The sequence below is a fragment of the Clostridium sp. BJN0001 genome, assembly GCF_022869825.1.
In the GTDB taxonomy this organism is placed as follows: Bacteria; Bacillota; Clostridia; order Clostridiales; family Clostridiaceae; genus Clostridium.
Map to the genome: position 1 here is coordinate 1,499,443 of NZ_CP094971.1, position 24,595 is coordinate 1,524,037.

The 24,595-nt window shown below is 29.9% G+C and carries 26 protein-coding genes; 1 reads left to right on the forward strand and 25 read right to left on the reverse strand.

Features of this window, described 5'->3' with window-relative positions; translation table 11 throughout:
- Positions 1-44: 44 nt before the first annotated feature.
- The 22 genes from MTX53_RS07220 to MTX53_RS07325 all read right to left on the reverse strand — a co-directional run bounded on the left by MTX53_RS07220 (position 45) and on the right by MTX53_RS07325 (position 19,607).
- Entirely contained in the window at positions 45-566 is a 522-nt protein-coding gene (locus tag MTX53_RS07220) for an adenine phosphoribosyltransferase (RefSeq protein ID WP_244833048.1), read from the reverse strand.
- Entirely contained in the window at positions 550-1,464 is a 915-nt protein-coding gene (locus MTX53_RS07225; protein ID WP_244833049.1) for a DHH family phosphoesterase, read from the reverse strand. The genes MTX53_RS07220 and MTX53_RS07225 overlap by 17 nt, the downstream gene beginning before the upstream one ends.
- 113 nt (positions 1,465-1,577) lie before the next feature.
- On the reverse strand, positions 1,578-2,462 hold the full coding sequence (secF, locus tag MTX53_RS07230) for a protein translocase subunit SecF (RefSeq protein WP_244833050.1): 885 nt from the start codon (positions 2,460-2,462) through the stop codon (positions 1,578-1,580).
- Positions 2,455-3,726 carry a protein translocase subunit SecD gene (gene secD / locus MTX53_RS07235; RefSeq protein WP_244833051.1) on the reverse strand — a complete coding sequence of 424 codons (1,272 nt, stop codon included), beginning with the start codon at positions 3,724-3,726 and terminating at the stop codon, positions 2,455-2,457. The genes secF and secD overlap by 8 nt, the downstream gene beginning before the upstream one ends.
- Before the next feature lie 165 nt (positions 3,727-3,891).
- Complete coding sequence (locus MTX53_RS07240; RefSeq protein WP_244833052.1) at positions 3,892-4,917, reverse strand: AI-2E family transporter; 1,026 nt, start codon at positions 4,915-4,917, stop codon at positions 3,892-3,894.
- Complete coding sequence (locus tag MTX53_RS07245; protein WP_244833053.1) at positions 4,898-5,398, reverse strand: PRC-barrel domain-containing protein; 501 nt, start codon at positions 5,396-5,398, stop codon at positions 4,898-4,900. The genes MTX53_RS07240 and MTX53_RS07245 overlap by 20 nt, the downstream gene beginning before the upstream one ends.
- A gap of 125 nt (positions 5,399-5,523) precedes the next feature.
- Positions 5,524-6,600 carry a tRNA 2-thiouridine(34) synthase MnmA gene (mnmA, locus tag MTX53_RS07250; protein WP_244833054.1) on the reverse strand — a complete coding sequence of 359 codons (1,077 nt, stop codon included), beginning with the start codon at positions 6,598-6,600 and terminating at the stop codon, positions 5,524-5,526.
- A gap of 12 nt (positions 6,601-6,612) precedes the next feature.
- A complete protein-coding gene (gene nifU / locus MTX53_RS07255; protein ID WP_244833055.1) occupies positions 6,613-7,044 on the reverse strand; it encodes a Fe-S cluster assembly scaffold protein NifU in 432 nt (143 codons plus the stop codon).
- A gap of 1 nt (position 7,045) precedes the next feature.
- Positions 7,046-8,224, reverse strand: coding sequence for a cysteine desulfurase NifS (gene nifS, locus MTX53_RS07260; protein WP_244833056.1), 1,179 nt, complete (start codon positions 8,222-8,224; stop codon positions 7,046-7,048).
- Position 8,225: 1 nt separating this feature from the next.
- Positions 8,226-8,681: an Rrf2 family transcriptional regulator gene (locus MTX53_RS07265; protein WP_244833057.1), complete on the reverse strand. Its 456-nt coding sequence runs from the start codon at positions 8,679-8,681 to the stop codon at positions 8,226-8,228.
- A 107-nt stretch (positions 8,682-8,788) separates the two neighbouring features.
- A complete protein-coding gene (locus MTX53_RS07270; protein WP_244833058.1) occupies positions 8,789-10,033 on the reverse strand; it encodes a replication-associated recombination protein A in 1,245 nt (414 codons plus the stop codon).
- A gap of 172 nt (positions 10,034-10,205) precedes the next feature.
- A complete protein-coding gene (locus MTX53_RS07275) occupies positions 10,206-11,021 on the reverse strand; it encodes an acetyl-CoA carboxylase carboxyltransferase subunit alpha (RefSeq protein WP_244833059.1) in 816 nt (271 codons plus the stop codon).
- On the reverse strand, positions 11,014-11,892 hold the full coding sequence (gene accD, locus MTX53_RS07280) for an acetyl-CoA carboxylase, carboxyltransferase subunit beta (protein ID WP_244833060.1): 879 nt from the start codon (positions 11,890-11,892) through the stop codon (positions 11,014-11,016). Before accD ends, MTX53_RS07275 begins: the two co-directional genes overlap by 8 nt.
- Positions 11,885-13,237 carry an acetyl-CoA carboxylase biotin carboxylase subunit gene (locus MTX53_RS07285; RefSeq protein ID WP_244833061.1) on the reverse strand — a complete coding sequence of 451 codons (1,353 nt, stop codon included), beginning with the start codon at positions 13,235-13,237 and terminating at the stop codon, positions 11,885-11,887. Before MTX53_RS07285 ends, accD begins: the two co-directional genes overlap by 8 nt.
- An 8-nt stretch (positions 13,238-13,245) precedes the next feature.
- On the reverse strand, positions 13,246-13,668 hold the full coding sequence (fabZ, locus tag MTX53_RS07290) for a 3-hydroxyacyl-ACP dehydratase FabZ (protein ID WP_244833062.1): 423 nt from the start codon (positions 13,666-13,668) through the stop codon (positions 13,246-13,248).
- Positions 13,668-14,168 (reverse strand): acetyl-CoA carboxylase biotin carboxyl carrier protein, encoded by a 501-nt coding sequence (gene accB / locus MTX53_RS07295; protein WP_244833063.1) that lies wholly within the window; start codon positions 14,166-14,168, stop codon positions 13,668-13,670. The genes fabZ and accB overlap by 1 nt, the downstream gene beginning before the upstream one ends.
- 23 nt (positions 14,169-14,191) lie before the next feature.
- Entirely contained in the window at positions 14,192-15,427 is a 1,236-nt protein-coding gene (fabF, locus tag MTX53_RS07300; RefSeq protein ID WP_244833064.1) for a beta-ketoacyl-ACP synthase II, read from the reverse strand.
- Between the two features lie 18 nt (positions 15,428-15,445).
- Positions 15,446-16,186, reverse strand: coding sequence for a 3-oxoacyl-[acyl-carrier-protein] reductase (gene fabG / locus MTX53_RS07305; protein ID WP_244833065.1), 741 nt, complete (start codon positions 16,184-16,186; stop codon positions 15,446-15,448).
- Positions 16,187-16,202: 16 nt separating this feature from the next.
- Positions 16,203-17,141 (reverse strand): ACP S-malonyltransferase, encoded by a 939-nt coding sequence (gene fabD / locus MTX53_RS07310; protein WP_244833066.1) that lies wholly within the window; start codon positions 17,139-17,141, stop codon positions 16,203-16,205.
- Positions 17,131-18,075, reverse strand: coding sequence for an enoyl-[acyl-carrier-protein] reductase FabK (fabK, locus tag MTX53_RS07315; RefSeq protein ID WP_244833067.1), 945 nt, complete (start codon positions 18,073-18,075; stop codon positions 17,131-17,133). The genes fabD and fabK overlap by 11 nt, the downstream gene beginning before the upstream one ends.
- 99 nt (positions 18,076-18,174) lie before the next feature.
- The gene (locus tag MTX53_RS07320; protein WP_244833068.1) at positions 18,175-19,149 is read right to left on the reverse strand and encodes a beta-ketoacyl-ACP synthase III; all 975 of its coding nucleotides are present in this window, start codon (positions 19,147-19,149) and stop codon (positions 18,175-18,177) included.
- Positions 19,150-19,160: 11 nt separating this feature from the next.
- On the reverse strand, positions 19,161-19,607 hold the full coding sequence (locus tag MTX53_RS07325) for a MarR family transcriptional regulator (RefSeq protein ID WP_244833069.1): 447 nt from the start codon (positions 19,605-19,607) through the stop codon (positions 19,161-19,163).
- 198 nt (positions 19,608-19,805) lie between these two features.
- Between MTX53_RS07325 and MTX53_RS07330 the strand changes: the two genes are divergently transcribed.
- Positions 19,806-20,417, forward strand: a complete 612-nt coding sequence (locus MTX53_RS07330; protein ID WP_244833070.1) for a hypothetical protein — start codon at positions 19,806-19,808, stop codon at positions 20,415-20,417.
- Between the two features lie 59 nt (positions 20,418-20,476).
- Here the strand turns inward: MTX53_RS07330 and MTX53_RS07335 are convergent, their stop codons facing one another.
- The 3 genes from MTX53_RS07335 to purH all read right to left on the reverse strand — a co-directional run bounded on the left by MTX53_RS07335 (position 20,477) and on the right by purH (position 24,594).
- Positions 20,477-21,643 (reverse strand): pyridoxal phosphate-dependent aminotransferase, encoded by a 1,167-nt coding sequence (locus tag MTX53_RS07335; RefSeq protein ID WP_244833071.1) that lies wholly within the window; start codon positions 21,641-21,643, stop codon positions 20,477-20,479.
- A 170-nt stretch (positions 21,644-21,813) separates the two neighbouring features.
- Positions 21,814-23,064: a phosphoribosylamine--glycine ligase gene (gene purD, locus MTX53_RS07340; protein ID WP_244833072.1), complete on the reverse strand. Its 1,251-nt coding sequence runs from the start codon at positions 23,062-23,064 to the stop codon at positions 21,814-21,816.
- A 24-nt stretch (positions 23,065-23,088) separates the two neighbouring features.
- Positions 23,089-24,594 carry a bifunctional phosphoribosylaminoimidazolecarboxamide formyltransferase/IMP cyclohydrolase gene (gene purH, locus MTX53_RS07345; protein ID WP_244833073.1) on the reverse strand — a complete coding sequence of 502 codons (1,506 nt, stop codon included), beginning with the start codon at positions 24,592-24,594 and terminating at the stop codon, positions 23,089-23,091.
- Between the last annotated feature and the right edge of the window lies 1 nt (position 24,595).

The window sequence follows — 24,595 nt, forward strand, 5'->3', positions numbered from 1 at the left end:
AATTAAATTTATTATATATTATTTTATATATTTTTTCAACAAATTTAAATATTATACTTTACTAAAGAGAATACATCATAATCTTTAAGTAATTTTTCTTTTGCTTTAAGATCTGTAAGCTCAACAACAAAATCAATAGAAACTACTTCTACTCCACATTTTTTTGCAAGTTTTGCAACTGCCTCAGCAGTTCCTCCTGTTGCAAGTAAATCATCTACAATTGCAACTCTCTGACCTTTTTTTATAGCATCTTTATGAATTTCAAGTTTATCAGTTCCATATTCAAGATCATATTCCTGATCAATAGTTTCTGCAGGAAGTTTTCCTGGTTTTCTAACTGGGATAAATCCAGCACCTAGTGCATATGCTACAGGCATACCAAATAAAAATCCTCTCGCTTCAGGAGATAAAATCAAATCAACATTCTTGTCTTCTAAATGTTTAGCTAATCTATCAACTGACTCTTTTAAACCATCTTTATCTGCTATAAGTGTAGTAATATCTTTAAAACTAATTTCTTCTTTTGGAAAACCATTTATTACCCTTATTTTATTTTTTAAATCCATCTAAGATACCTCCATCAACAAAACTAATTTTTGAATTGTCAAGTAATTTATCTTTTTTTAAATTATACAAATACTTAACAATCTGATCTGCTCTATATTTGCTGTTTGTAGTAAGAAGTTCAAGAACAATTCTAGCATTGTCCATAATTCCTACTGCTCCATTAGGAGGTATAATAAACTGAATAATTCTCTCTACCCCCTGCTTATTAAAATCTTTTATATTATTAAACTCAATAATAGATAATAATCCATTATTATTAGTATTTATTAAAAATTTATTTCCTTCTTTAACAAATAGACCATTTTCACCTTTTAAAGATACATCAGCCCATTCAACACCTATAAGAATAAGATCTAAATATTTATTTATACTCTTCATATTATAATAAATCGCAATTGCCTGCATAAGCTTAAAAGTAAGCCCACTTACAGATAAATTTTTATATCTGTACTGACAACCTTTCTGATTCGGGTTTATATAGATATAGCCATCAGACTCGACATCCTTCTTATTTTCAAGGACTATCAAATCAATATTAAGTAATCTACATAATTCAACTTCTTCATTCGATTTTAATCCAACTCCTAAAGTAATAAGTAAATCTGCACCTAGAAAATCAACATTATCTTTTATATCGTTCTTATTTATTCCTTCACATTTGTCTGACTTTTCATATATAAGATACTCTACATCAGCATTTAAATATCTAAGAACAAGTATAATTGATGAAACAGCACAGATTCCGTCTACATTATATGTACCATAAACAACAATTTTCTTTCTATTATTAATTGCTAATGACAATTTTTCTATTGCACGATTCATTCCTTTAAGAATAAACGGATTATAGCCTGATATATAATTTGGGCTATAAATACTCTCCCAGAATTTACGCATCGCCTTTTTCCTCCATAAAATAGAAAACAACTCTATTATTATATACGATTATTAATAATATTACAAATAAAAATATAAAAACCTCCATTTACTACTAAAAGGAGGCTTTTTATTTAGGCCTTTTTAAGCTTATTTTTTCTATTTTTCTTGCCTTTGATTTTAGTTTTTAAAATCACCCATACAGGGGAAGCAATAAATATTGATGAATAAGCTCCAGTTATTATACCGATCATAAGAGGAAGTGTAAATTCTCTTACTGTTGGAACTAACACATTAATTGCAATAATAGTAACTAATGTTGATACTGATGTATTAATTGATCTTGCCATAGTTTCTGTAAGACTTGTATTGGCGATTTCATTAATATCTGATCTTCTCATTATCTTATTATTTTCTCTTATTCTATCGAAAATAACTATTGTATCATTCATTGAATATCCTATTATTGTTAATATAGCTGCTATAAACGCTGTATTTACTGGTATATTAAATATAGCATAAAAACTTACTGTGATTAAAATATCATGAAATGTTGCAACAATTGCAGCAATTCCAAATCTAAATTCAAATCTTATAGCTATATATATAAGCATTACTATAAATGCAGCTAAAAGTGCAAGAAGTGAATTTTGTGTAAGTTCTTTACCTATAGATGCACCAATTTCATTCTGCGAAATAAGCGCTGTCTTATCTAAAGAATATTTATCTTCTAAAGCCACCATAACAGAATTAACTTTATCACTGTCAAAATCAGTTGCTTTAATATCATATTCATATTTATCAGATATTGTTGTAACTGCTTCTGAATCAATATCTTTTACAATAGAATCTACATCTGCTTTATCTATATCTTCATTAAGTTGAATTGAGACTTCTGTACCGCCTTTGAAATCAATACCAAAATTTAATCCTTTTACTGATAAAAAGCCGATACCAATAATTATAATTGTTAAGGAAAGACAAAACCAGATTTTACTCTTCTCAATTATTTTATACATCTTTCTCGTCCCCCTTTTTCTCCTTTACTCCAAAATATGATGTCTTATTTAATAATCCAGAATTTACTGCTAAATTAATTAGAGTTTTTGTAATTATAAGAGCAGTAAACAAACTTACTAAAATACCAATCATAAGTGTTATAGAGAATCCTTTTACTGAACCTGAACCTATAAAGTATAAGATAAGTGCACATAATATAGTTGTTACATTAGAATCTACTATAGAAGATAATGCATTATCATGTCCTTTCTTTATAGATGATTTTATTGAAACTCCTTTTTTAAGTTCTTCTTTTGTTCTTTCAAAAATTAAAATATTTGCATCAACAGCCATACCAATTGTTAAAAGGAATGCTGCTATTCCTGGAAGTGTTAATGTTATACCAACTTCCACAAATAATAAAAGTGCAAGTGTAATATATAATGTTAATGCAATATCTGCAAAAAATCCCTGTACTTTATATAAAAGTATCATAAATAAAAATACAATGCAGATACCAATAATTCCTGCTTTAACTGCATTAGGAAATGCTTTTTCTCCAAGCTGCGCTCCTACATTTTTTACTTCTACTGCTTTTACTGTTGTTGGAAGTGCACCAGAATTTATAATTCCTGCTAATTTTTTATTAGCTTCAAGTGTATCATGTGTTTCAATTCTAGCTTCTCCATTAGTAATCTGAGACTGTACTGTAGGTGACATTATAACATCATCATCCATGCAAATTGAAATTGCTTTACCAATATTTTTAGCTGTAGCATCAGAGAATTTTTGCTGTCCATCTTCATTAAGCTGCAGAGCAACTTCATACTGTCCTGATTCCTGATTTAACTGAGCTGTCGCTTTTTTTATATCCTTACCTGTTAAAATTTCTTCTCCATCTGGACCTTTGAATACTAGATTACCTGCTTGACTTAAGCTATCTACTATTTCTTTAGAATCACTTTGACCAGGCACCTCTACTCTTATTCTTTTATTTCCTTCTGTTGTAACAACAGTTTCTGCAACACCTAATTTATTAACTCTAAGTTCTAGATGCTGTTTTGTACTTTCAAGTTCTTCCTGTGTCACATCATCATCCTGAATCTCCATAACAACAGAAACTCCACCCTGAAGATCTAATCCTTTTGTAAGTACTTTTTCAAAAGATTTAAATTCATATCCAAATAAATAAAATCCTCTGAAACATGCAAAAGCTAGAGCTACTATAATAGAAATAAGTAAAACGAGCAGCACTGCTGATAAACTTTTGCTCTTCTTTTTCATTTTAATCCTCCTCCACAAGTTCCTTATCAAAATATAAAATATATTTTGAAGATGCTTTAATAAACATCATTATAGATTTAATCGATGTCATAATTTCATATAAATAAGCACATTTTTCATTATAGCATACAATAAAATCATATTAAAGTTTTTTATATTTGCTTTTTAAAACAGATAATAATTTATGTCATCATAAATTACTTTTATACATACGATAACAGGTATAATTATAATCATCCCTAAAAAGCCTCCAAAAGTATCTCCTAGAAGAAGAGAAATTATTATAATAGCAGGATGTATCTGTGTACTATCTGATGTTACCATTGGAGCTAATAGATTTCCTTCAACTTGCTGAATCAAAAACATTCCAAGCAAAGTATATACTGCTTTTGAAGGAGATATACTAAATGCAATTAAAACAGCAGGTACAGCCCCAATAAAAGCTCCAAAATAAGGTATTATATTAACTATTCCATTAAGAATAGCTAAAACTATTACAAATTTTATATTTAAAATCCATAGCAAAATAAGTGTTAGCATAAATACAACAAAAGATAAGATAAGTTGACTTGATATATATCTTGTCATAACTTTATCTATATCAAAAAGTATGTCTTTTGAAATTTGTCGTATTTTAGGTGGAATCAAAAAAATCATTTTATCTATTATCTGCTTTCCATCTGCCAGAATATAGTATATTATTATAGGACTTACAAAATATGATATTATATTTTGTGAAAATTCAACAATAAAAAGTGCTGTCTTCCTTGGAAGATTTTCAGCTATATATTCTTCTTTTTCAGATATCATATTATATAAATCACTTATTACAGGAGTACTTTTTAATTTGAATCGACTAGTAAAATCCTCTATATACCCCTGAGCTTTTATTTGCATATCTCCTGCAGCTGACATTTCACTGATTACTACTGGTATTATAATAAATACACTTATTATAATTATATTTATTATAAGTATTATTACAAAAAATGAAGCTTTTCTATGACTCATATTAAACTTATTTTCAAAAAAACTAGCAAATGGTTTTAATATATATGCAAAAATAAAAGAATAAATTAATAGATTTATAATACTCTTTACTGATTCTGAAAACATATAAATTATTATAAATAAAATTATACTTATTAAAATACCTATAAATATTAATCTTTTAACATCTTGTTTTTTCATAAATACACTCCATGCTATGAGGAATAGATTTAAATGAAACTGTATCAGTATTTGTATATATGACAAAATTTTCTCCTAATATACAGTCATTTATAAGTAATATCTTCTTTCCATTTATAAGCTTATCAAAAAAGCCTGAAGAAACAATAAGCGCTTTAATTGAAAAATCTCCTTTGTTTATAATAATATCCTCAATTGCTCCTTTTGTAGTTCCATTAGAATTTTTTACTTCCATATTTTTTATAGATTTAAATTCAATTCCTTCATTCTTTTGTGCCTCCAAAGCAATAACACAGTCTGATATATCTATCACTTTATCAATAGGTACAAAATTTCTTTTTGATAAGATAAATCTATTACTAACTTTAAATCCTAAAAGTATACCTTTGTAAAAATCTATGACAACATCAACAATAGTTCCTAATTTTCTTCCATTAAGATCAATTACTTTTTTTAAATAAAAATCTTTTACTCTATACATAATTTAGTCCTCCACCATTTTTTATCTTTAATAATTTCTCCAAAATTATATGTTTTAATACAAAAAAAGCTCCTAAAACTTGATGAATTACTATCACCTAAGTTTTAGGAGTAAAAAAGTATTTATTAAAGAATCTTAGATATTATTCCGCCGCCTACTACTATATTTCCATCATAAAATACAACCGACTGTCCTAAAGTTATAGCACGTTGTTTTTGAAGGAACTTAACATGTACACTTCCATTTTTATAAGGTTTTATAACAGCATCAGCTTGCTTTGCTGAATATCTTATTTTAGCTTTTACGTTCATTTCTTTTTCAAGATTATCAAACGGTATAAAGTTTAAATCTGTAGCAATCAGTTCATCTTTAAATATATCATCTTCAGCACCGATAACAACTTCATTTGTTCTAGCATTTATACCAGTAACAAATACAGGTCTTCCAAGTGATAATCCAAGACCTTTTCTTTGACCTATAGTATAATATACAATTCCTTTGTGACGACCTAATATATGGCCATCTTTATCTACAAAGTTACCAGGTCTTACTCTATCTGGTTTACATGACTTTATATATTTTCCATGATCATTGTCTGAAATGAAGCATATCTCTTCACTGTCTTTCTTATTATGAACTGCAAGACCAATCTTTTTTGCAATCTCTCTTATTTCAGGTTTCTCATATTCTCCACATGGCATAAGTGTCGCACTTAATTGATCCTGAGTAAGATTATATAATGCATATGTCTGATCCTTATGGTCATCATCAGACCTTAAAAGAAGAAATCTGCCATCTTTTTGAGTAACTTTTGCATAATGACCTGTTGCCACATAGTCTGCGCCTATTCCCCTTGCTCTTCTTAAAAGCTCATTGAATTTCAAATATTTATTACACTGAATACATGGATTTGGAGTTCTTCCGTCTATATATTCTTGAACAAAATTATCTATTACTTTGTCTTTAAAATAATCTCTAAAATTTAAAACATAAAAAGGTATACCAAGCTTATCGCAAACCATTCTTGCATCATTTACTGCAGAAAAAGAACAACATCCACCTTCTTTTTCTTCATAGTCATTGTCTTCCTGCCATATCTGCATTGTTGCACCTATAACATCGTATCCCTGCTCTTTTAAAAGATATGCAGCGACAGAACTATCTACTCCACCACTCATACCAACCAATACTTTCTTTTTCATATAACACCTCTACTAATTTTCCTGTACTTGTTCATGAACATCATCGCTATGTGAATTCATTGGCTTTTCTTCAAGATTATGTTTTTTTCTGTAATCATTAATAGCTTTATGAATAGCATCTTCAGCTAAAACTGAGCAATGCATTTTTATAGGAGGAAGTCCATCAAGTGCTTCAGCAACCGCTTTATTTGTAAGTTCCCATGCTTCATCTATTGTCTTGCCTTTTATTAATTCTGTAGCCATAGAAGATGATGCAATTGCACTTCCACATCCAAAAGTTTTAAACTTTACATCTTTAATTATGTTGTCTTCAACTTTTAGATATATCTTCATTATATCACCGCACTTAGGATTTCCAACCTCTCCTACTCCATCTGCATTTTCTATTTCTCCTACATTTCTTGGGTTTTTAAAATGTTCTAATACCTTATCACTATATATCATATTATTTTTCTCCTTTCTTAAATTCATCCCATAAAGGTGACATATTTCTTAATCTCTCTATAATTGGAGGAAGTTCTTTTAAAAGATAATCTACATCTTCTTCAGTAGAACCATATCCAAGTGTAAGTCTTAATGAACCATGTGCAATTTCATGAGGAAGTCCTATTGCAAGAAGAACATGAGATGGATCTAATGAACCTGATGTACATGCACTTCCACTTGATGCACATATTCCTTTAAAATCTAAAGAAAGAAGTATTGATTCACCTTCAATAAATCTAAAACATATATTTGTATTTCCAGGAAGACGTTTATCGCCCCTTGGACCATTTAATCTTGAATATGGTATCTTTAATAAATTATCAATTAATTTATCTCTAAGTTTTGTCATCTTTTCCATATGAGGTTTAAGATTCTCTGTAACAATCTCAATAGCTTTTCCAATTCCAACTATAGAAGCTATATTTTCTGTTCCAGCTCTTCTGCCTCTTTCTTGTCCGCCTCCATGAATTAGATTGTCAATCTTTATACCTTTTTTTATATAAAGGACACCTATTCCCTTTGGTCCATAAATTTTATGACCAGCAAGAGAAAGCATATCTATATTCATTTCTTTTACATCTACTGGAATATTTCCTACTGCTTGAACCGCATCTGTATGAAAAATCACATTCTTTTCTCTACATATTTCGCCAATTTCTTTTATTGGCTCTATAGTTCCAATTTCATTATTTGCAAACATTACAGATACAAGTATTGTCTTATCTGTAATCGCATTTTTTAATTCATCAATATTTATAAATCCTTCTTCATCAACATCTAAATATGTAATATCAAATCCAAGCTTCTCAAGATACTGACAAGTATGAAGAATTGCATGATGCTCGATCTTAGTTGTTATTATATGATTTCCTTCATTTCTATGAGCTGATGCTATACCTTTTAGAGCCCAGTTATCCGACTCAGATCCTCCACCTGTAAAATATACTTCCTCAGGAAGACAATTAATAGCCTTAGCTACTCTTTCTCTTGCTATATCTATAGCTCTTTTAGTCTCTCTAGAAATTCCATAAAAAGATGATGGATTTCCAAATTTTTCAGTAAAATATGGAAGCATCTCTTGTAGAACTTCAGGCTTTACATAAGTTGTTGCTGAATAATCCATATAAACAGTTTTCATATTATTTATCACTCCCGTCTGCAATTTTTATTTTAGAATTTTTCTCTGATGCTTTTTTATAATCATCAATAATATCTTTAAGAGTAATAGAATTTAGAACATCATCAATGCTCTTTTTCACTTTCTCCCATACTTTTTTAGTCGCACATGTATCAACATTATCACATGATAGACCATCTATACAATCTGCTATTTCAATTGGTCCTTCAAGTACTGTTATAATATCTCCAACAGTAATTTCATTTGGCTTTCTACATAATATATATCCACCTTGTGCTCCTCTTATACTTCTTATTAGATTCGCTCTCCTTAAAGGACTAAAAAGTTGTTCTAGATAATATTCTGAAAGATTTTCTCTCTCGGATATCGTTTTTATAGAAACTGGGGTTGTTCCATAATTAGATGCTAAATCTACCATGGCTCTTACTCCATATCTTCCTTTAGTTGAAAGTTTCATTTCAAATCACCCCTACATTTATCTTCTTTTCATATATATCATATCAAAATACTATGAATTTGTCAAAGTATCTTTTTTAATTATATTTTAAAGAAAATTAAATCTTTTTAAGACTTAATTTTCTCCCAGTATTTTTTAAGACTTTGCTCATATTTATTCTGTTTTTCAATATAATATTTTTTGTTTTTAAGTTCTTTTGGCATATATTCCTGTTTTACATAATCGTAATTATAGTCATGAGGATATTTATATCCTGTAACTCCTAATTTTTCAGCACCAGAATAATGTGAATCCTTTAAATATACTGGCATATCACTACATTTAGTATTATCTAGATCAGAAAGTGCACTTTCTATTGCAAGATATGCACTATTTGATTTAGGAAGTGTTGCAAGATATATAACCATTTCAGATAAAACTATTCTACATTCAGGGAAACCTATTTTTAAGCAGAGTTCAATTCCAGAATTTATTACAGATAATGCATTTGGACATGAAAGCCCTATATCTTCTGCAGCTATTACTCCAATTCTTCTAACGATTGCATTTAAATTTCCACTCCTAACAAGCTTTGCAAGATAGTGAATAGATGCATCAGGATCACTTCCCCGTATGCTTTTTTGAAGAGCACTTAAAAGATTATAAAATTCATCGCCACTATTATCTGCTCTCATACTTGACTGACCTAAACTTTCAACATATTTTTTATCTATTTTAATTATTTCTTTAACTTGAGAGTTTACTGAAAGTTCTAAAATATTATATGCTTTTCTATAATCGCCTTGAGAGATATCTGCTATATATTTAAAAGCATCATCATCACATTCAACTTTTATTCCTTTATCTATAAGCTTTTTTACTGCTTTTTGAAGTCCATCTATAATATCTTCAGTCTCTAAAGGTTCAAATTTAAATATATTACATCTACTTATAATAGCTTTATGTAAAACAAAAAAAGGATTTTCAGTAGTGCTTGCAATTAACGTAATTCGTCCATCCTCTATAAATTCAAGAAGCGACTGTTGCTGCTTTTTATTAAAATCCTGTATTTCATCAATATATAAAACAATACCATTATAATTTAATAAATTTAATGAATCGTTTGTTATTTCTTTTATATCACTTAAATTTGCTATTGTTGCATTTATTTTATAAAATTTCTTGTCAACATATTTTGCCATTATATTAGCAAGTGTTGTTTTCCCCGTTCCAGGAGGTCCATAAAATATGCAATTACATATATTTTTATTCTTTATAAGATTATAAAGAGGCTTTCCTTCACCTATAATGCTTTTTTGTCCTGCAAAATCTTCAAGTAAGGAAGGTCTCATCAAATCTGCTAACGGCCTCATAAACACACTCCTTAAAATTTACTAGCCTAATTAAACACAAAATAATTAGCATTTAAATAGGCTAAACTTTATCTTCTATTATACATTAAAGAATAAAATATTGCATTTTAAAATCTTATTAATGTTAAAAATGGCTTAATACTAAATTCGATTTAGTATTAAGCCATTTTTATTATATAAGATTACCAATCTTTCGATACTTATTATATCTTTCAGCAACTAGTGAATTTTTTTCTTTATTTATTATTTCGTTTAAAGACTCACTTAATGCTTCTTTTAAATATTCACACTGTTTTTCAGGATTCTTATGTGCTCCTCCTCTAGGTTCTTTAACTACTTTATCTATAATATCATAATCATAAAGATCTTTAGCAGTTACCTTCATTACAGAAGCAGCTTCTTTAGCTTTTGATGCATCTTTCCATAAGATAGAAGCAAATCCTTCAGGAGATAAAATTGAGAATACTGAATTTTCCATCATTAAAAGTCTATCTGATACTGCAAGTGCAAGTGCTCCTCCACTTCCACCTTCTCCAGTAATTACAGAAATTATAGGAGTTTTAAGTCTTGCTAAAGTAAATAAGTTTCTTGCAATAGCTTCTCCCTGACCTCTTTCTTCAGCTTCAACTCCACAAAAAGCTCCAGGAGTATCAATTAAACATATTATAGGTCTTTTAAATTTTTCAGCCTGTTTCATAAGCCTTAAAGCTTTTCTATAACCTTCAGGGTTTGGCATACCAAAATTTCTTTCAATATTTTCATTAGTATTTGATCCTTTAGTTATTGAAATTACAGTAACAGGTCTGCCTAAAAAGAATCCTATTCCACCAATAATAGATTTATCATCTCCAAAATTTCTATCACCATGAAGTTCAATAAAATCAGTAAAAATATTATCTATATAATATTTTCCAGTAGGTCTATCTTTATACCTCGCTATCTGAACTTTATCCCAAGCAGAAGACGATAAAATAAAATCTTTATTCATCAGAATTCACCTCATGTATCTTTAATATTTTATATATACATTTTCTAAGCTCAGATCTCTTTACAATTGCATCTACAAAACCTTTCTCAAGTAAAAATTCTGCCTTTTGAAAAGTATCAGGAAGTTTCTCATTAATTGTATTTTCAATTACTCTTCTTCCTGCAAATCCTACAAGAGCATTAGGTTCACTTATAATAATATCTCCAAGCATAGCAAAACTTGCAGTAACTCCTCCAGTTGTAGGATCAGTTAAAACTGTAATATATAAAAGTCCAGCTTCATCATGTTTTGAAAGAGCAGCACTCACCTTTGCCATCTGCATAAGAGAGAACATTCCTTCCTGCATTCTAGCACCACCTGATGTTGTAAAAATTATAAGTGGAAGTCGTTTTTCTGTTGCATATTCAGTTAATCTAGTTATTTTTTCGCCAACAACAGTTCCCATACTTCCCATCATGAAGAAACTATCCATTATAGCACATGCAACTTCTATTCCATTTACTTTTCCAACTCCAGTAACTGCTCCTTCGTTACTTTCTGTTCTTAAGCTACTCTTTTTTATCTTTTCTTCATATCCCTTAAAATCTAAAGGATTATTAGTCTTTAAGTCAGACCACATCTCTTTAAATGAATCTGTATCAAAAAATATTCTTATTCTTTCTTTAGCTTTAAGTCTAAAATGATGACCACACTTTGGACATACTTTTTTATTTTTCTCTAAATCTTCATAATATATAAGTTCATGACATTTATCACATCTAACCCACATTCCATTTGGAATATTAGGTTTTTCTTCATCTGAAATGCTTCTTCTCTGAGGCTGCTGTTTTACTGTAGCATAATGTTTTTTTGTAAATAAATCTTTAAGCATCAGTCTTCACCATCTTTTCTTTAAGCGTAGATGTATTATAATCTCCTCTTATAAATTCGTCTGAAGATAATATCTCAAGTTCAAAATCTATATTTGTTTTTACTCCACCTATTGCAAATTCAGAAAGTGCTCTATCCATTTTTACAATTGCTTCTTTTCTGCTTTTTCCATATGCAATTATTTTTGCCATCATTGAATCATAACAGTATGGAATCTTATATCCACTAAATGCAGCAGAATCAACTCTTATTCCCATTCCTCCAGGAAGGCAGAACTCTTTAATTACACCAGGGCATGGTCTAAAATCATGTTTTGGATCTTCTGCATTAATTCTACACTCAATAGCATGACCTAGTATTTTTAAATCTTTTTGAGAAAATGATAATTTCTCTCCAGATGCAATTTTAAGCTGTTCTTTTACAAGGTCAACACCAGTAATCATTTCTGTTATAGGATGTTCAACCTGTATTCTTGTATTCATTTCCATAAAATAAAAATTATTATCTCTATCAAATAAAAATTCTATTGTTCCGGCATTTTTATAGTTAACAGCCTTTGCAGCTCTAACAGCTATATTTCCCATTTTTTCTCTAAGTTCTGGTGTTAATACATTAGATGGTGCTTCTTCTAAAACTTTCTGATTCTTTCTTTGCATAGAACATTCTCTTTCGAATAAATGTACTACATTCCCATGTTCATCAGCAAGAATTTGAAATTCAATATGCTTTGGATGGTCTACAAATTTTTCAAGATATAATGTATCATCATCAAAACATACTTTAGCTTCTCTTTTTGCAGTTTTATATCCTAAAAGGAATTCTTCATCATTATTAACGACTCTGATTCCTTTTCCACCACCACCTGCAGAAGCTTTTATCATAATAGGATATCCTATTTCTTTAGCAATGCTTAGTGCCTGCAATTCATTTTCTATCTTTCCTTCATATCCAGGAACTACAGGAACTCCAGCCTTTTTCATTACTTCTCTTGCCTTAGCTTTGTTTCCCATAAGATCCATTGCCTGATAATCAGGGCCTATAAATTTTATATTGCACTCTTTACACATCTTAGCAAATTTTGAGTTTTCAGATAAAAATCCGAATCCTGGGTGTATAGCATCCGCACCAGTTAAAACACATGCACTTAATATAGCTGCTATATTTAAATAGCTGTCTTTAGGTGCTGCTGGTCCTATACATACAGCTTCATCTGCAAGCTGAGTATGAAGTGCTTCTTTATCTATATCAGAATAAACAGCAACAGTTGAAATGCCCATTTCTCTACATGCTCTTATTATTCTTACTGCTATTTCTCCTCTGTTCGCTATTAAAACTTTTTTAAACATTTAATCACCTACTCTATAGCAAATAGTATTTCCGCTTCACATGCAAGATTCCCATCAACACTTGCTTTTCCTTTTCCTATTCCAATGTGTCCTTTAAGTCTTACAATTTCGCATTCTAAATCGAGTCTATCTCCAGGAATTACTTGTCTTTTAAATCTCACTTTATTTGTTCCTGCAAGTATTGGTAATTTCCCTTTAAATTCGTCCATTCTAAGAATTGCAACAGCTCCAGTCTGTGCTAAAGCTTCTATCATAAGAACTCCTGGCATTACAGGTTTTTGTGGGAAATGTCCCTGAAAAAATTCTTCATTAGCTGTAAGATTTTTATATCCTTTTACTGACTTTCCTTCTACTATTTCAGTTACTCTATCTACTAATAAAAGTGGATATCTATGAGGTAAAATTTCTCTTATCTGTTCAATATCAAGCATTATTTATCCTCCTCTACTTCAAAAATTGGCTGTCCATATTCAACCATATCGCCATCTTTAATAAGGCATTTTTTTATTATTCCATCGTATTCAGATTCTATTTCATTCATAAGTTTCATAGCCTCTATAATACAAATTACTTTTCCTTTTGAAACTTTATCTCCCTCTTTTACAAATGAATCACTTTCTGGTGATGCTTTTGAATAAAATGTTCCAACCATTGGAGATTTAATCTTTGTGTACGAATTTTCTTCAGAAGATTTTTTTTCTTCAGGTTTAACATCTTCTTCATCTGTATTATCAGAAGATTTTTCTATACTCTTACTTAATTTTTCTGAAGTCTCTTCACATTTTCTATCAGATGAAACTTTATTATTTTCAGTACCTCTTGTAAGAGATTTATCTATTTTTATATAATCTTCGCCATTTTTTAATTCTAAAAATGCAAGCTTAGACGAATCTATAATATTAATAAGTTCTTTAACTTTTTCAAAATCCATTTTTTTGCCTCCCTAAGACATAACTATTTCCATTTCTTTAAAAGAATTGCTGCATTATGTCCTCCAAATCCTATTGAGTTACTTAATGCATAATTAACTGTAGCTTTTCTTCCTTCATTAGGTACATAGTCAAGATCAAGTTCTTCATCTTTAACTTCATAACCTATTGTTGGAGGTACAAAATCATCCATAGTAGCTTTAACTGCTATAATAGCTTCAATAGCACCAGCTCCACCTAAAAGATGACCTGTCATAGATTTAGTTGAAGATATAGGAATTTTATATGCAGAATCTTTAAAAGTCTCTTTTATCGCTTTTGTTTCGCATAAATCATTTAAGTGTGTTGAAGTTCCATGCGCATTTATATAAGAAACTTCAGAAGGGTCTATTGAAGCTTCTTTTATAGCATCTTCCATAGCTTTAGCTGCACCTAATCCTTCAGGATCTGGAGCTGTAATATGGTGTGCATCACATGTTGCAGAATAACCTACAATTTCAGCTAAGATATTAGCTCCTCTTTTTTGAGCATGTTCAAGTGATTCAAGTATAAGAGCACCTGCTCCTTCACCTATTACAAATCCACTTCTTTCCTTATCAAAAGGTATAGAAGCTCTTTTTGGATCATTATTTGTACATAATGCTTTAAGACCAGAGAATCCACCAACTCCCATATGGCATACTGGAGCTTCAGCTCCTCCTGCAAGCATTATATCTGCATATCCATGTTTAATCATTCTATATGACTGACCTATATTATCATTTCCTGTAGCACATGCTGTTACTACTGAAGAACAAGGTCCTTTAAGTCCATGTCTTATTGCTATGTTTCCTGCTCCTAAATTAATAATTGACATTGGTACGAAAAATGGAGATACTCTCTTAGATTTTCCAACAGCAATTTTTGCACATTCTTTTTCTATTGAATGTATTCCACCAATTCCAGAACCAAACATTACGCCAAATCTATATAAGTCTTCCTTTTCAAGATCAATTTTTGAATCTTTAATTGCTTCATCTGATACATATAAAGCAAACTGTGCAAATCTATCTAATCTTTTAACTTCTTTTCTTCCAAAATAACCTTCAGAATCAAAGCCTTTTACTTCTCCTGCAATTTTAACATCACAGAGATCTTTATCCATAAGTGTAATAAAATCTATGCCTGATTTACCTAATTTAGCATTATCCCAAAAAGCCTCTACATCATTTCCTATTGGTGTAATTGCTCCCATTCCTGTAATAACAACTCTTCTTTCCATAAACATTTTTCTCCTTTATTACATAACCATTCCGCCATCAACATGAATAACCTGACCTGTAACATATGAAGCTTCATCAGATGCTAAAAATGAAACAACTTCTGCAACGTCTTCAGGTTTTCCAAGTCTTTTAAGCGGAATATTATTTACTGCTTCTTGTTTTAATTTTTCTCCTAATTTATCTGTCATATCAGTCTCTATAAATCCTGGTGCTACTGCATTTACATTTATTCCTCTTGATCCAATTTCTTTTGCAAGAGATTTTGTCATACCAATTACACCAGCTTTAGATGCTGCATAATTTACCTGTCCTGCATTTCCTGATATTCCAACAACAGATGAAAGATTTATTATTTTACCATGTTTTTGTCTCATCATAACAGGAGTTATACTTTTAAGACAGTTAAATACTCCTTTTAAATTAACTCTAATTACATTATCAAAATCTTCCTCTTTCATTCTCATTATAAGACCATCTTTTGTAATTCCAGCGTTGTTTACCATAATGTCGATTTTTCCAAATTTTTCTTTAGCTTCTTTTACAAGTTTTTCAGCTTCTTCAATATTAGAAATATCAGCTTTTACAAGCATAGCTTCTACGCCAAATTTTTTAACTTCTTTCGCTACATTTTCAGCTTCACTTTCACTACTTCTATAATTTATTACTATAGAAGCGCCAAGTGATGCAAGCTTTATTGCTATAGCTTTTCCAATTCCTCTTGATGCACCTGTCACAATAGCACATTTTCCTTCTAACATAAAAACATTTCCCCCTTTAACCTTTAGCATTAACAACTACATTATTTAATGAATCCATATCTTCAGTATTTAATAGTTTCTTTGTTCTGTCAAGTTTTCTTACAAAACCTCTAAGTGTCCTTCCAGGTCCTACTTCGACAAAAGTATCAACACCTCTATCTATCATATCTCTTAAACATTTTTCAAAATATACTGAACTTCTTATATGACGTTTTAATATATCTTTTACATCATCATTATTTTCATACTTAGAACCTTTTGTATTTGAGTATATAATTTTATTAAAAGGCTTTATATCTATATCTTTTAAAGTTTCAAAAAATTCTTCGCTTGCAGGAATTAAAAGTGATGAATGGAAAGGTCCACTTACTTTAAGAGGAATACCTTTTCCTCCCATTTCTGTAGCAAGTTTAACTGCTTCATCTATAGCTTTATTATCTCCTGATATTACTACCTGATTAGGGCAGTTATAATTTGCTCCTTCACAAACTCCAAACTTTGATGCTTTTTCAAGTAATTCATTTACTTTTCCATCACTAAGTCTTAAAATAGCAGCCATCTTTCCAAGACCTTTAGGAAGTGCACTTCCCATAATTCTGCCTCTCTCTTTAACTACTTTAAGTCCTTCTTCAAAAGTTAATGCTCCTCCATAAATAAGTGCTGCATATTCTCCAAGACTTAATCCTGCTGCATAATCTGCGCTTATACCATTTACTTCAAGTGCTTTAAGACACATAAGTGAAGCAACTAAAATTGCAGGCTGAGCATTTTCTGTAAGTGTAAGATCGCTAATAGGTCCTTCAAACATTAATTTTTTAAGCGGCATATTTAATATATCTTCTGCAGAGTCTAATATATCTTTACATTCTTTTATGTTTTCATAAAGATCTTTAGCCATTCCTACTTTTTGCTCTCCCTGACCTGCAAATAAAAAAGCTGTTTTACTACTTTTCATAATATCCCCCATACATTTTAAATAATTTATTTGAATCTTCAATAAGTTCTTCTATTATTTCTTTACATGTCTCTTCTTTCTTTACAAGACCTGCAATCTGACCTGACATAAGAGAGCCATTTTCTACATCTCCATCAACAACTGCTTTTTTAAGACAACCAATTCCTATTCTTTCTACGTCCTCTATACTTGCTCCTTCTTTTTCAAGTTTCATATATAATCTTGCAAGTTTATTTTTTAATACTCTTACTGGATGGCCAGTAGATCTTCCAGTTACTTCTGTATCTATATCTTTTGCTTTTAAAACTTTATCTTTATAATTCTGATGTACATTACATTCTTTTGCTACTAAGAATCTAGTTCCGAGCTGAACTCCTTCAGCGCCAAGCATAAAAGTTGCTGCCATTCCTCTTCCATCGCCAATTCCACCTGCTGCAATTACAGGTATCTTAACAGCATCTTTCACTTGAGGAAGTAAAGCCATAGTTGTAAGACTTCCTATATGTCCTCCAGATTCAGTTCCTTCTGCAACTACTGCATCTGCTCCTAATCTTTCCATTCGTTTTGCAAGTCCTACAGATGCTACAACTGGAATTACTTTTATTCCATGCTCTTTCCATTTATCCATGTATTTTCCCGGGCTGCCTGCGCCTGTTGTAACAACTTTTACTCCTTCTTCACAAACAAGATTAGCTATCTCTAAAACATTTTCAGCCATAAGCATTATGTTTACTCCAAATGGCTTATCAGTCATTTTTTTAGCTTTTCTTATTTCTTCTCGTACCCATTCAGTAGGTGCAGCTCCTGTAATTATTCCAAGACCTCCTGCATTACTTACAGCAGATGCAAGTGATGCATCTGCAATTCTTGCCATACCACCTTGAAATATTGGATATTTTATGTTAAGTAATTCACAGACTCTATTTTTTATCATCTTATTAACCCCTCCATGATTTCTTTTTTATATTCTACTATTATTAGTATATTTTATCAATTTATATAAGAATAATTAAAAATAAGTTTACATTTACACTTACCATTCAATAAGCGTTGAAGCATAAGTAAGTCCTCCTCCAAATGCTACTAAAATAATCTTATCTCCTTTTTTAATAAGATTTTTTTCATAACATTCACATAATGCAATAGGTTCAGATGCTGCCGATGTATTTGCTACTCTGTCAATATTTATAAAAAACTTATCTATATCTAAATTTAATTTTTTTGCAGTATAAGTTATAATTCTTTTATTTGCTTGATGTGGAATTATAAATTTTATATTTTCAAGTTTTTCATCGTTATATTCGAGTGCTTTTAGAATTGCTTCTCTCATTGCATTTACAGCAAATTTAAATACTTCTCTTCCATTCATTCTAATAAATGGATCCTTTTTAATAATAGATTCTGCAAACGGTGAATCTAAATCTCTTGCTCCAACTTCAAGTGCACTGCTTTTACTTCCTAATGCGCGAAGATATGATCTTTTTACGACTCCTCTATCACATCCTTCTTGAAGAATACATGCACCAGCACCGTCTCCAAAAAGAACACATGTTGATCTGTCTTTCCAATCAATAAGTTTTGATAGAACTTCTGCTCCAATTACTAAAGCATTTTTATATCCATTAACCATCATCATACTTTTAGCTATTTCAATTCCATAAACAAATCCAGAACATGCAACACTTATATCAAAGCACGCTGCATCTTGTGCATTTAATTTATCCTGAAGAATACATGCAACAGATGGAACAAATTTATCAGGACTTATAGTCGCTACAATTATCAAATCAAGATCTTCTCCTCTTAAATTAGCATCTTTTAATGCTTTTAAGGAAGCTTTATATGCTATATCTGAAGTATCTTCATTTTTTGATATTCTTCTTGTATTTATTCCAGTTCTCTCAACTATCCATTCATTATCAGTATCTACGATTTTTGATAAATCTTCATTTGATACTATAAAATCTGGAACGTATGAACCAAGCCCCTTAATTCCTATATTTTTCATTGCAATCTCCTTTATTTTTCTAATTTCGAATTAATAAATTCATTTATTTTCTTTAATGAAGAAAATAATATTTTCTGTTCTTTTTCGCTTAATCCCTCAACTGATGTATTTACCATCTCTCTATGAAATCTTGAATGAAGTCTATATGCAAGTCTTCCTTTATGTGTAAGTGTAATAAGTACGACTCTTCTATCTTCTTCAATTCTTTTTCTTTCTACATATCCTTTTTTTATTAGTTTCCCAACACCTGTTGTTAATGTACTTACAGTAATGTTTAATATTTGTGCAACTTCTGTCATTGTTTTTTTACTATACATTCCAATTGCTTCAATTGTATGTATCTCTGTTATCGATAGATCCTTAAGTACTCCTTTTTTCAGAGTATTTTCTTCCATCTGCAGAATATCATTAAACAGCAGTACAAGTAACTCATTTATCTCTTTCTGTGTTTTATCCATTTTTTTACCTCTTTGAATAAATGTGTTAAATTTTGTTAAAATACTTTGATAATCAAAATATACTATATTCAAAATAAATTGTCAATAATTTATCAAATTATATTAACATAATATATAATTCTTTTTTAATTATTTTAACTATGATATAATCTTTATGATGTAATAATTAAATTATATGATAAAAGAGGAGGTATTCCTATGAAAAAGAAATTATTTTTAGTATCTACACTTATCATAAGTAGTCTTTTTTTAATTTCATGTACTTCAAACAAAAATTTAGCAACTGATACATCATCAGAATCAAATGATATTTCTGAAAGTACTGAAGAAAGTTCTCCAGCAGCAGATAATAAATCGAAATCTGAAGAAAAAGACGATACTAAAGTTGCTGAAAAAAAAGTTTCTCTGTATATTTACACAGAAGATGCTAACTCAATGGAACTTCAGCAATCTAAAGCAATTGAAATTAATGAAAATGCAAGTTTATCTGACAAGCTTAAATATTTAGCTGATGGAATATCAAAAAATAATTTTGATTCTCTTCCAATCGAAGTTAAATCTATAGATAAAGTAGGAGACAAAACTATTGCAACCATTAATCTTAAAGATCCATCTAATAAGAAAAATGCATGGTATCAAATGCTTCAAGGCTCTACAGGCGGTCAGATAACATCTGATACTTTAATTGAAACATTTATTCAGACTAAATATAAAGGTGAGTGGATAGATGGCGTTACATTCTTAATGAATGGAGCTAAAATAGAAGCAGAACATGCTCCTACACTTTCTGATACAGTTTATAGAAATTAAAAAAAATGTTACAAAAGAACAAAAATTCTTTTGTAACATTTTTAATTTAACTTAAACAATTATTTATTTTTCTTATATTTTTTCAATTCTGATAATCTCTTTAAAGCTTCTTTTAAAGTATCATCTTTTTTTGCAAAATGAAATCTTATATATTTATTTATATTTTCTTTAAAAAAGCTTGAGCCAGGCACTCCAGCGACTCCAATATTTTTAATAAGCCATGTAGCAAACTCATTATCATCATCAAATCCAAACTCAGATATATCAACCATTACATAATACGCTCCTTGAGGATTAAAATATTTTAATCCAATTTTATCAAGCCCTTTTGTAAATAGCTCTCTTTTCTCTGTATACAATTTAGTAAGATTTTCATAATAATCATCTTTAAAGTTAAGTCCTGTAACTGCTGCTTCCTGAAGTGGTGCAGCTGCCCCTACAGTTAGAAAATCGTGAACCTGTTTGCATCTTTTAATTATATTTTTATCTGCAATTACATACCCTAGTCTCCATCCTGTTATTGAATATGTTTTTGATAATGAGCTACATGAAATTGTTCTCTCTTTCATTCCAGGAAGAGATGCCATATAAATATGCTTATATGGAGGATAAACTATATGCTCATAAACTTCGTCTGTTATTACATACGTATCAAATTCTTTTGCCAAATCTGCTATGTATAAAAGTTCTTCTTTTGAAAACACTTTTCCTGTTGGATTAGAAGGATTACATAATATAAGTGCTTTAGGATTCTCTCTAAAAGCATCTCTTAATTCATCTTTATCAAAGTTAAAATATGGTGGCTTAAGTTCTACATAAATAGGTGTACATCCTGATAAAATTGCATCAGCTGCATAATTTTCATAAAATGGTGAAAACACAATAACTTTATCATCGCTATTACATACACTCATCATTGCAGTCATCATAGCTTCAGTGCTTCCACATGTAACAACTATATTTTCATCCGGATTTATATCTATATTCATAAACTTGTTCTGTTTGCAAGCTAATGCTTCTCTAAAATTTTTAGCTCCCCATGTAACAGAATACTGATGTGGTCCCTTATCTGCAACTTCTTTAAGCCTGTTTGTAATTTCCTTTGGTGGATCAAAATCTGGAAAACCTTGAGATAAATTTATTGCTCCATACTTATTTGATATTCTTGTCATTTTTCTTATGACTGATTCAGTAAAACCATCAAGTCTTTTACTTAATTCTTTCATAATTTTCCCCCTCTTTTTCATATAAAATTCTATTAAATTAACAGAATCCTTTTATATATTATTGCATATTTTTTGATATATTACTATTATTTATAACAATATAACACAAAATAGGTTGCTGCACTAAATTATTAGTGCAACAACCTATTTTTGTCGAAAAATATTGTAATTTATTTAAAAGTACCTATATCTTTTCTATAATAAGCACCATCAAACTTAACATATTTTAAATTGCTATATGCGTCATCTCTTGCTTCAGATTCATCTTTACCCATTCCTATAACTGAAAGAACTCTTCCCCCATTAGTTTTTAAAACAGAATCTTCTTTTTTAGCTCCTGCAAAGAAAACTTTGCTCTTTATTTCTTTATCTATTTTTATTTCATATCCTTTATTATATTTTAAAGGATAACCTTTTGATGCGAGCACTACATTTATGCATACACCTTTTTTCCAAGTAACATTTTCTTCAGATAGTTTTTCATCAATAGATGCTTCTATTAAATCTACAAGATCACTATCCATCAAATATAATACTGACTGAGTTTCAGGATCTCCCATTCTTACATTATATTCAAGAAGATATACTCCTTTTTTAGTCATCATAAGTCCAAAGAAAATTATTCCATGATAATCAAATCCCTCTTCTTTAATTCCTTCAAGAGTTTTACTCATAATATTTTCTTTAAAATCTTTTAATATATCAGAAGTAACAAAAGGATTTGGTGCAACTGCTCCCATACCACCTGTATTAGGTCCTTTTCCACCATCGTATATCTGTTTATGATCTTTAGCTGATATAAAAGGCACTATAACATTTCCATCAGTAATAGATAAAATTGATGCTTCTACTCCTTCTAAGAATTCCTCAATTATAATCTTTTTACCTGCACCATTAAATATATCATCAATCATATATGCTTTAACTTCTTTTTGTGCTTCTTCTTTAGTAGCACATATTGAAACGCCTTTACCTGCTGCAAGTCCATCAGCTTTTATAACTGCTGGATATGGACATGTCTCTAAATATTTTAAAGCTTTATCTGCATCAGTAAATTTCTCATAAGCTGCAGTTTTTACCCCATATTTTTTCATAAATTCTTTTGAAAAGCTCTTGCTTCCTTCAAGCATAGCAGCTTTTTTAGATGGTCCAAATATTCTAAGTCCTTCATTTTTAAATGTATCAACAATTCCGCAAGTTAAAGGATCCTCTGGTCCTACAACTGTTAAATCTATTTTATTGTCTTTTGCAAATTTAAGTAAGTCTTCTATTTTAGTTAAATTTACATTTTCGCACTTATCTTCAATTGCAGTTCCTCCATTTCCAGGAGCTACATATATTTTTTCTACATTTTTATTCTGAGCCATTTTCCATGCAAGTGCATGTTCTCTTCCACCTGATCCTATTAAAAGTATCTTCATTTTTTAAGACCTCCAAAACCTATTTTAATGTTTAAAATGTCTAAGTCCTGTAAATATCATTGATATTCCATATTTATTACAAACGTCAATTGATTCCTGATCTCTTATAGATCCACCTGGCTGAATTATAGCCTTTATTCCTGCTTTTGCTGCATTTTCTGCTACATCTCCAAATGGGAAGAATGCGTCAGATGCAAGAACAGTTGCTCCTTTTCCTCTTCTAAGAGCATCTTCTGTTGGCCAGATTCTATTAACCTGTCCTCCACCAATTCCAGTTGCAACTCCATCTTTTGCTACAACAATTGCATTTGATTTAACATATTTTACAACTTTCATTGCAAACATTAAGTCTTTCATTTCACTATCTGTAGGCTGCTTTTCAGTTACATATTTAACTTCATCTATTAATTTTTTATCTTCTTCTTGAATAAGCATAGCTCCATCAACTGAAAGCATAGCCATTTTTGCTTTTGGAGTATTATGGAATTTAAGCACTCTTAAATTCTTTTTCTTTTTTAATACTTCTAATGCATCATCATCATAATCAGGTGCAGCTATAACTTCAAGGAATATTTTAGCCATTTCTTCAGCTGTTCTCTTATTTACTTTTCTATTAAATCCAACTATACCTCCAAAAATAGATGTTGGATCAACTTCATAAGCTTTCATATAAGCTTCATAAACATCTTCTCCAACAGCTACTCCACATGGTGTGTTATGTTTTAGTGCACAGCATGCAGGTTCAGTAAATTCGTTAGCACATTTCCAAGCGATATCAACATCTTTAAAATTATTGTATGATAATTCTTTTCCATTTAATGTTTCAAATGTATTCATTGCACCATCAAGCATTGTTGATGAATATACACAAGCTTTTTGATGAGAATTTTCTCCATATCTTAAACCATGCATCTTTTTATAAGAAACAGATAAGTATTCAGGAAATTCTTCAACTCCATCAAGCATAAATTTAGCGATTGCTGCATCATAAGCACTCATTAAATTAAACACTTTACCTGCTAAATGTTTCTTTGTATCATAAGAAACTACTCCATCAGCTTCAATTTCATCCATTACTTTTTTGTAATCTTCTTTATTTGAAATTACAGTTACATCTTGGAAATTCTTAGCAGCAGCTCTTAACATTGTTGGTCCACCAATATCTATGAATTCAACCTTTTCTTCAAATGATAAATCTTCTTTAACTTTTTCAAAGAATGGATATAAATTTACAACAACATAATCAATTGGATGAATATTGTTTTCTTTTAAAGTATCCATATGTTCTTTTTTATCTCTAATAGCTAAAATTCCTGCATGTACTAATGGGTGAAGTGTTTTTACTCTTCCATCTAACATTTCAGGGAAATTAGTTACCTCTTGAATTTCAATTACATCTATTCCATTATCTTTTAAATACTTATATGTACCACCTGTTGAAACTATTTCAACATCTTTAGAAATTAAAAATTTAGCAAAATCTAAAATTCCATCCTTATCAAAAACACTTATTAAAGCTCTTTTTTTCATC

Coding starts and splice junctions, on each gene's coding strand:
- MTX53_RS07220 (WP_244833048.1), bottom strand. CDS start 566: ATGGATTTAAAAAATAAAATAAGGGTAATAAATGGTTTTCCAAAAGAA.
- MTX53_RS07225 (WP_244833049.1), bottom strand. CDS start 1,464: ATGCGTAAATTCTGGGAGAGTATTTATAGCCCAAATTATATATCAGGC.
- secF (WP_244833050.1), bottom strand. CDS start 2,462: ATGTATAAAATAATTGAGAAGAGTAAAATCTGGTTTTGTCTTTCCTTA.
- secD (WP_244833051.1), bottom strand. CDS start 3,726: ATGAAAAAGAAGAGCAAAAGTTTATCAGCAGTGCTGCTCGTTTTACTT.
- MTX53_RS07240 (WP_244833052.1), bottom strand. CDS start 4,917: ATGAAAAAACAAGATGTTAAAAGATTAATATTTATAGGTATTTTAATA.
- MTX53_RS07245 (WP_244833053.1), bottom strand. CDS start 5,398: ATGTATAGAGTAAAAGATTTTTATTTAAAAAAAGTAATTGATCTTAAT.
- mnmA (WP_244833054.1), bottom strand. CDS start 6,600: ATGAAAAAGAAAGTATTGGTTGGTATGAGTGGTGGAGTAGATAGTTCT.
- nifU (WP_244833055.1), bottom strand. CDS start 7,044: ATGATATATAGTGATAAGGTATTAGAACATTTTAAAAACCCAAGAAAT.
- nifS (WP_244833056.1), bottom strand. CDS start 8,224: ATGAAAACTGTTTATATGGATTATTCAGCAACAACTTATGTAAAGCCT.
- MTX53_RS07265 (WP_244833057.1), bottom strand. CDS start 8,681: ATGAAACTTTCAACTAAAGGAAGATATGGAGTAAGAGCCATGGTAGAT.
- MTX53_RS07270 (WP_244833058.1), bottom strand. CDS start 10,033: ATGAGGCCGTTAGCAGATTTGATGAGACCTTCCTTACTTGAAGATTTT.
- MTX53_RS07275 (WP_244833059.1), bottom strand. CDS start 11,021: ATGAATAAAGATTTTATTTTATCGTCTTCTGCTTGGGATAAAGTTCAG.
- accD (WP_244833060.1), bottom strand. CDS start 11,892: ATGCTTAAAGATTTATTTACAAAAAAACATTATGCTACAGTAAAACAG.
- MTX53_RS07285 (WP_244833061.1), bottom strand. CDS start 13,237: ATGTTTAAAAAAGTTTTAATAGCGAACAGAGGAGAAATAGCAGTAAGA.
- fabZ (WP_244833062.1), bottom strand. CDS start 13,668: ATGCTTGATATTGAACAGATAAGAGAAATTTTACCTCATAGATATCCA.
- accB (WP_244833063.1), bottom strand. CDS start 14,168: ATGGATTTTGAAAAAGTTAAAGAACTTATTAATATTATAGATTCGTCT.
- fabF (WP_244833064.1), bottom strand. CDS start 15,427: ATGGAAAGAAGAGTTGTTATTACAGGAATGGGAGCAATTACACCAATA.
- fabG (WP_244833065.1), bottom strand. CDS start 16,186: ATGTTAGAAGGAAAATGTGCTATTGTGACAGGTGCATCAAGAGGAATT.
- fabD (WP_244833066.1), bottom strand. CDS start 17,141: ATGAAAAGTAGTAAAACAGCTTTTTTATTTGCAGGTCAGGGAGAGCAA.
- fabK (WP_244833067.1), bottom strand. CDS start 18,075: ATGATAAAAAATAGAGTCTGTGAATTACTTAACATAAAATATCCAATA.
- MTX53_RS07320 (WP_244833068.1), bottom strand. CDS start 19,149: ATGAAAAATATAGGAATTAAGGGGCTTGGTTCATACGTTCCAGATTTT.
- MTX53_RS07325 (WP_244833069.1), bottom strand. CDS start 19,607: ATGGATAAAACACAGAAAGAGATAAATGAGTTACTTGTACTGCTGTTT.
- MTX53_RS07330 (WP_244833070.1), top strand. CDS start 19,806: ATGAAAAAGAAATTATTTTTAGTATCTACACTTATCATAAGTAGTCTT.
- MTX53_RS07335 (WP_244833071.1), bottom strand. CDS start 21,643: ATGAAAGAATTAAGTAAAAGACTTGATGGTTTTACTGAATCAGTCATA.
- purD (WP_244833072.1), bottom strand. CDS start 23,064: ATGAAGATACTTTTAATAGGATCAGGTGGAAGAGAACATGCACTTGCA.
- purH (WP_244833073.1), bottom strand. CDS start 24,594: ATGAAAAAAAGAGCTTTAATAAGTGTTTTTGATAAGGATGGAATTTTA.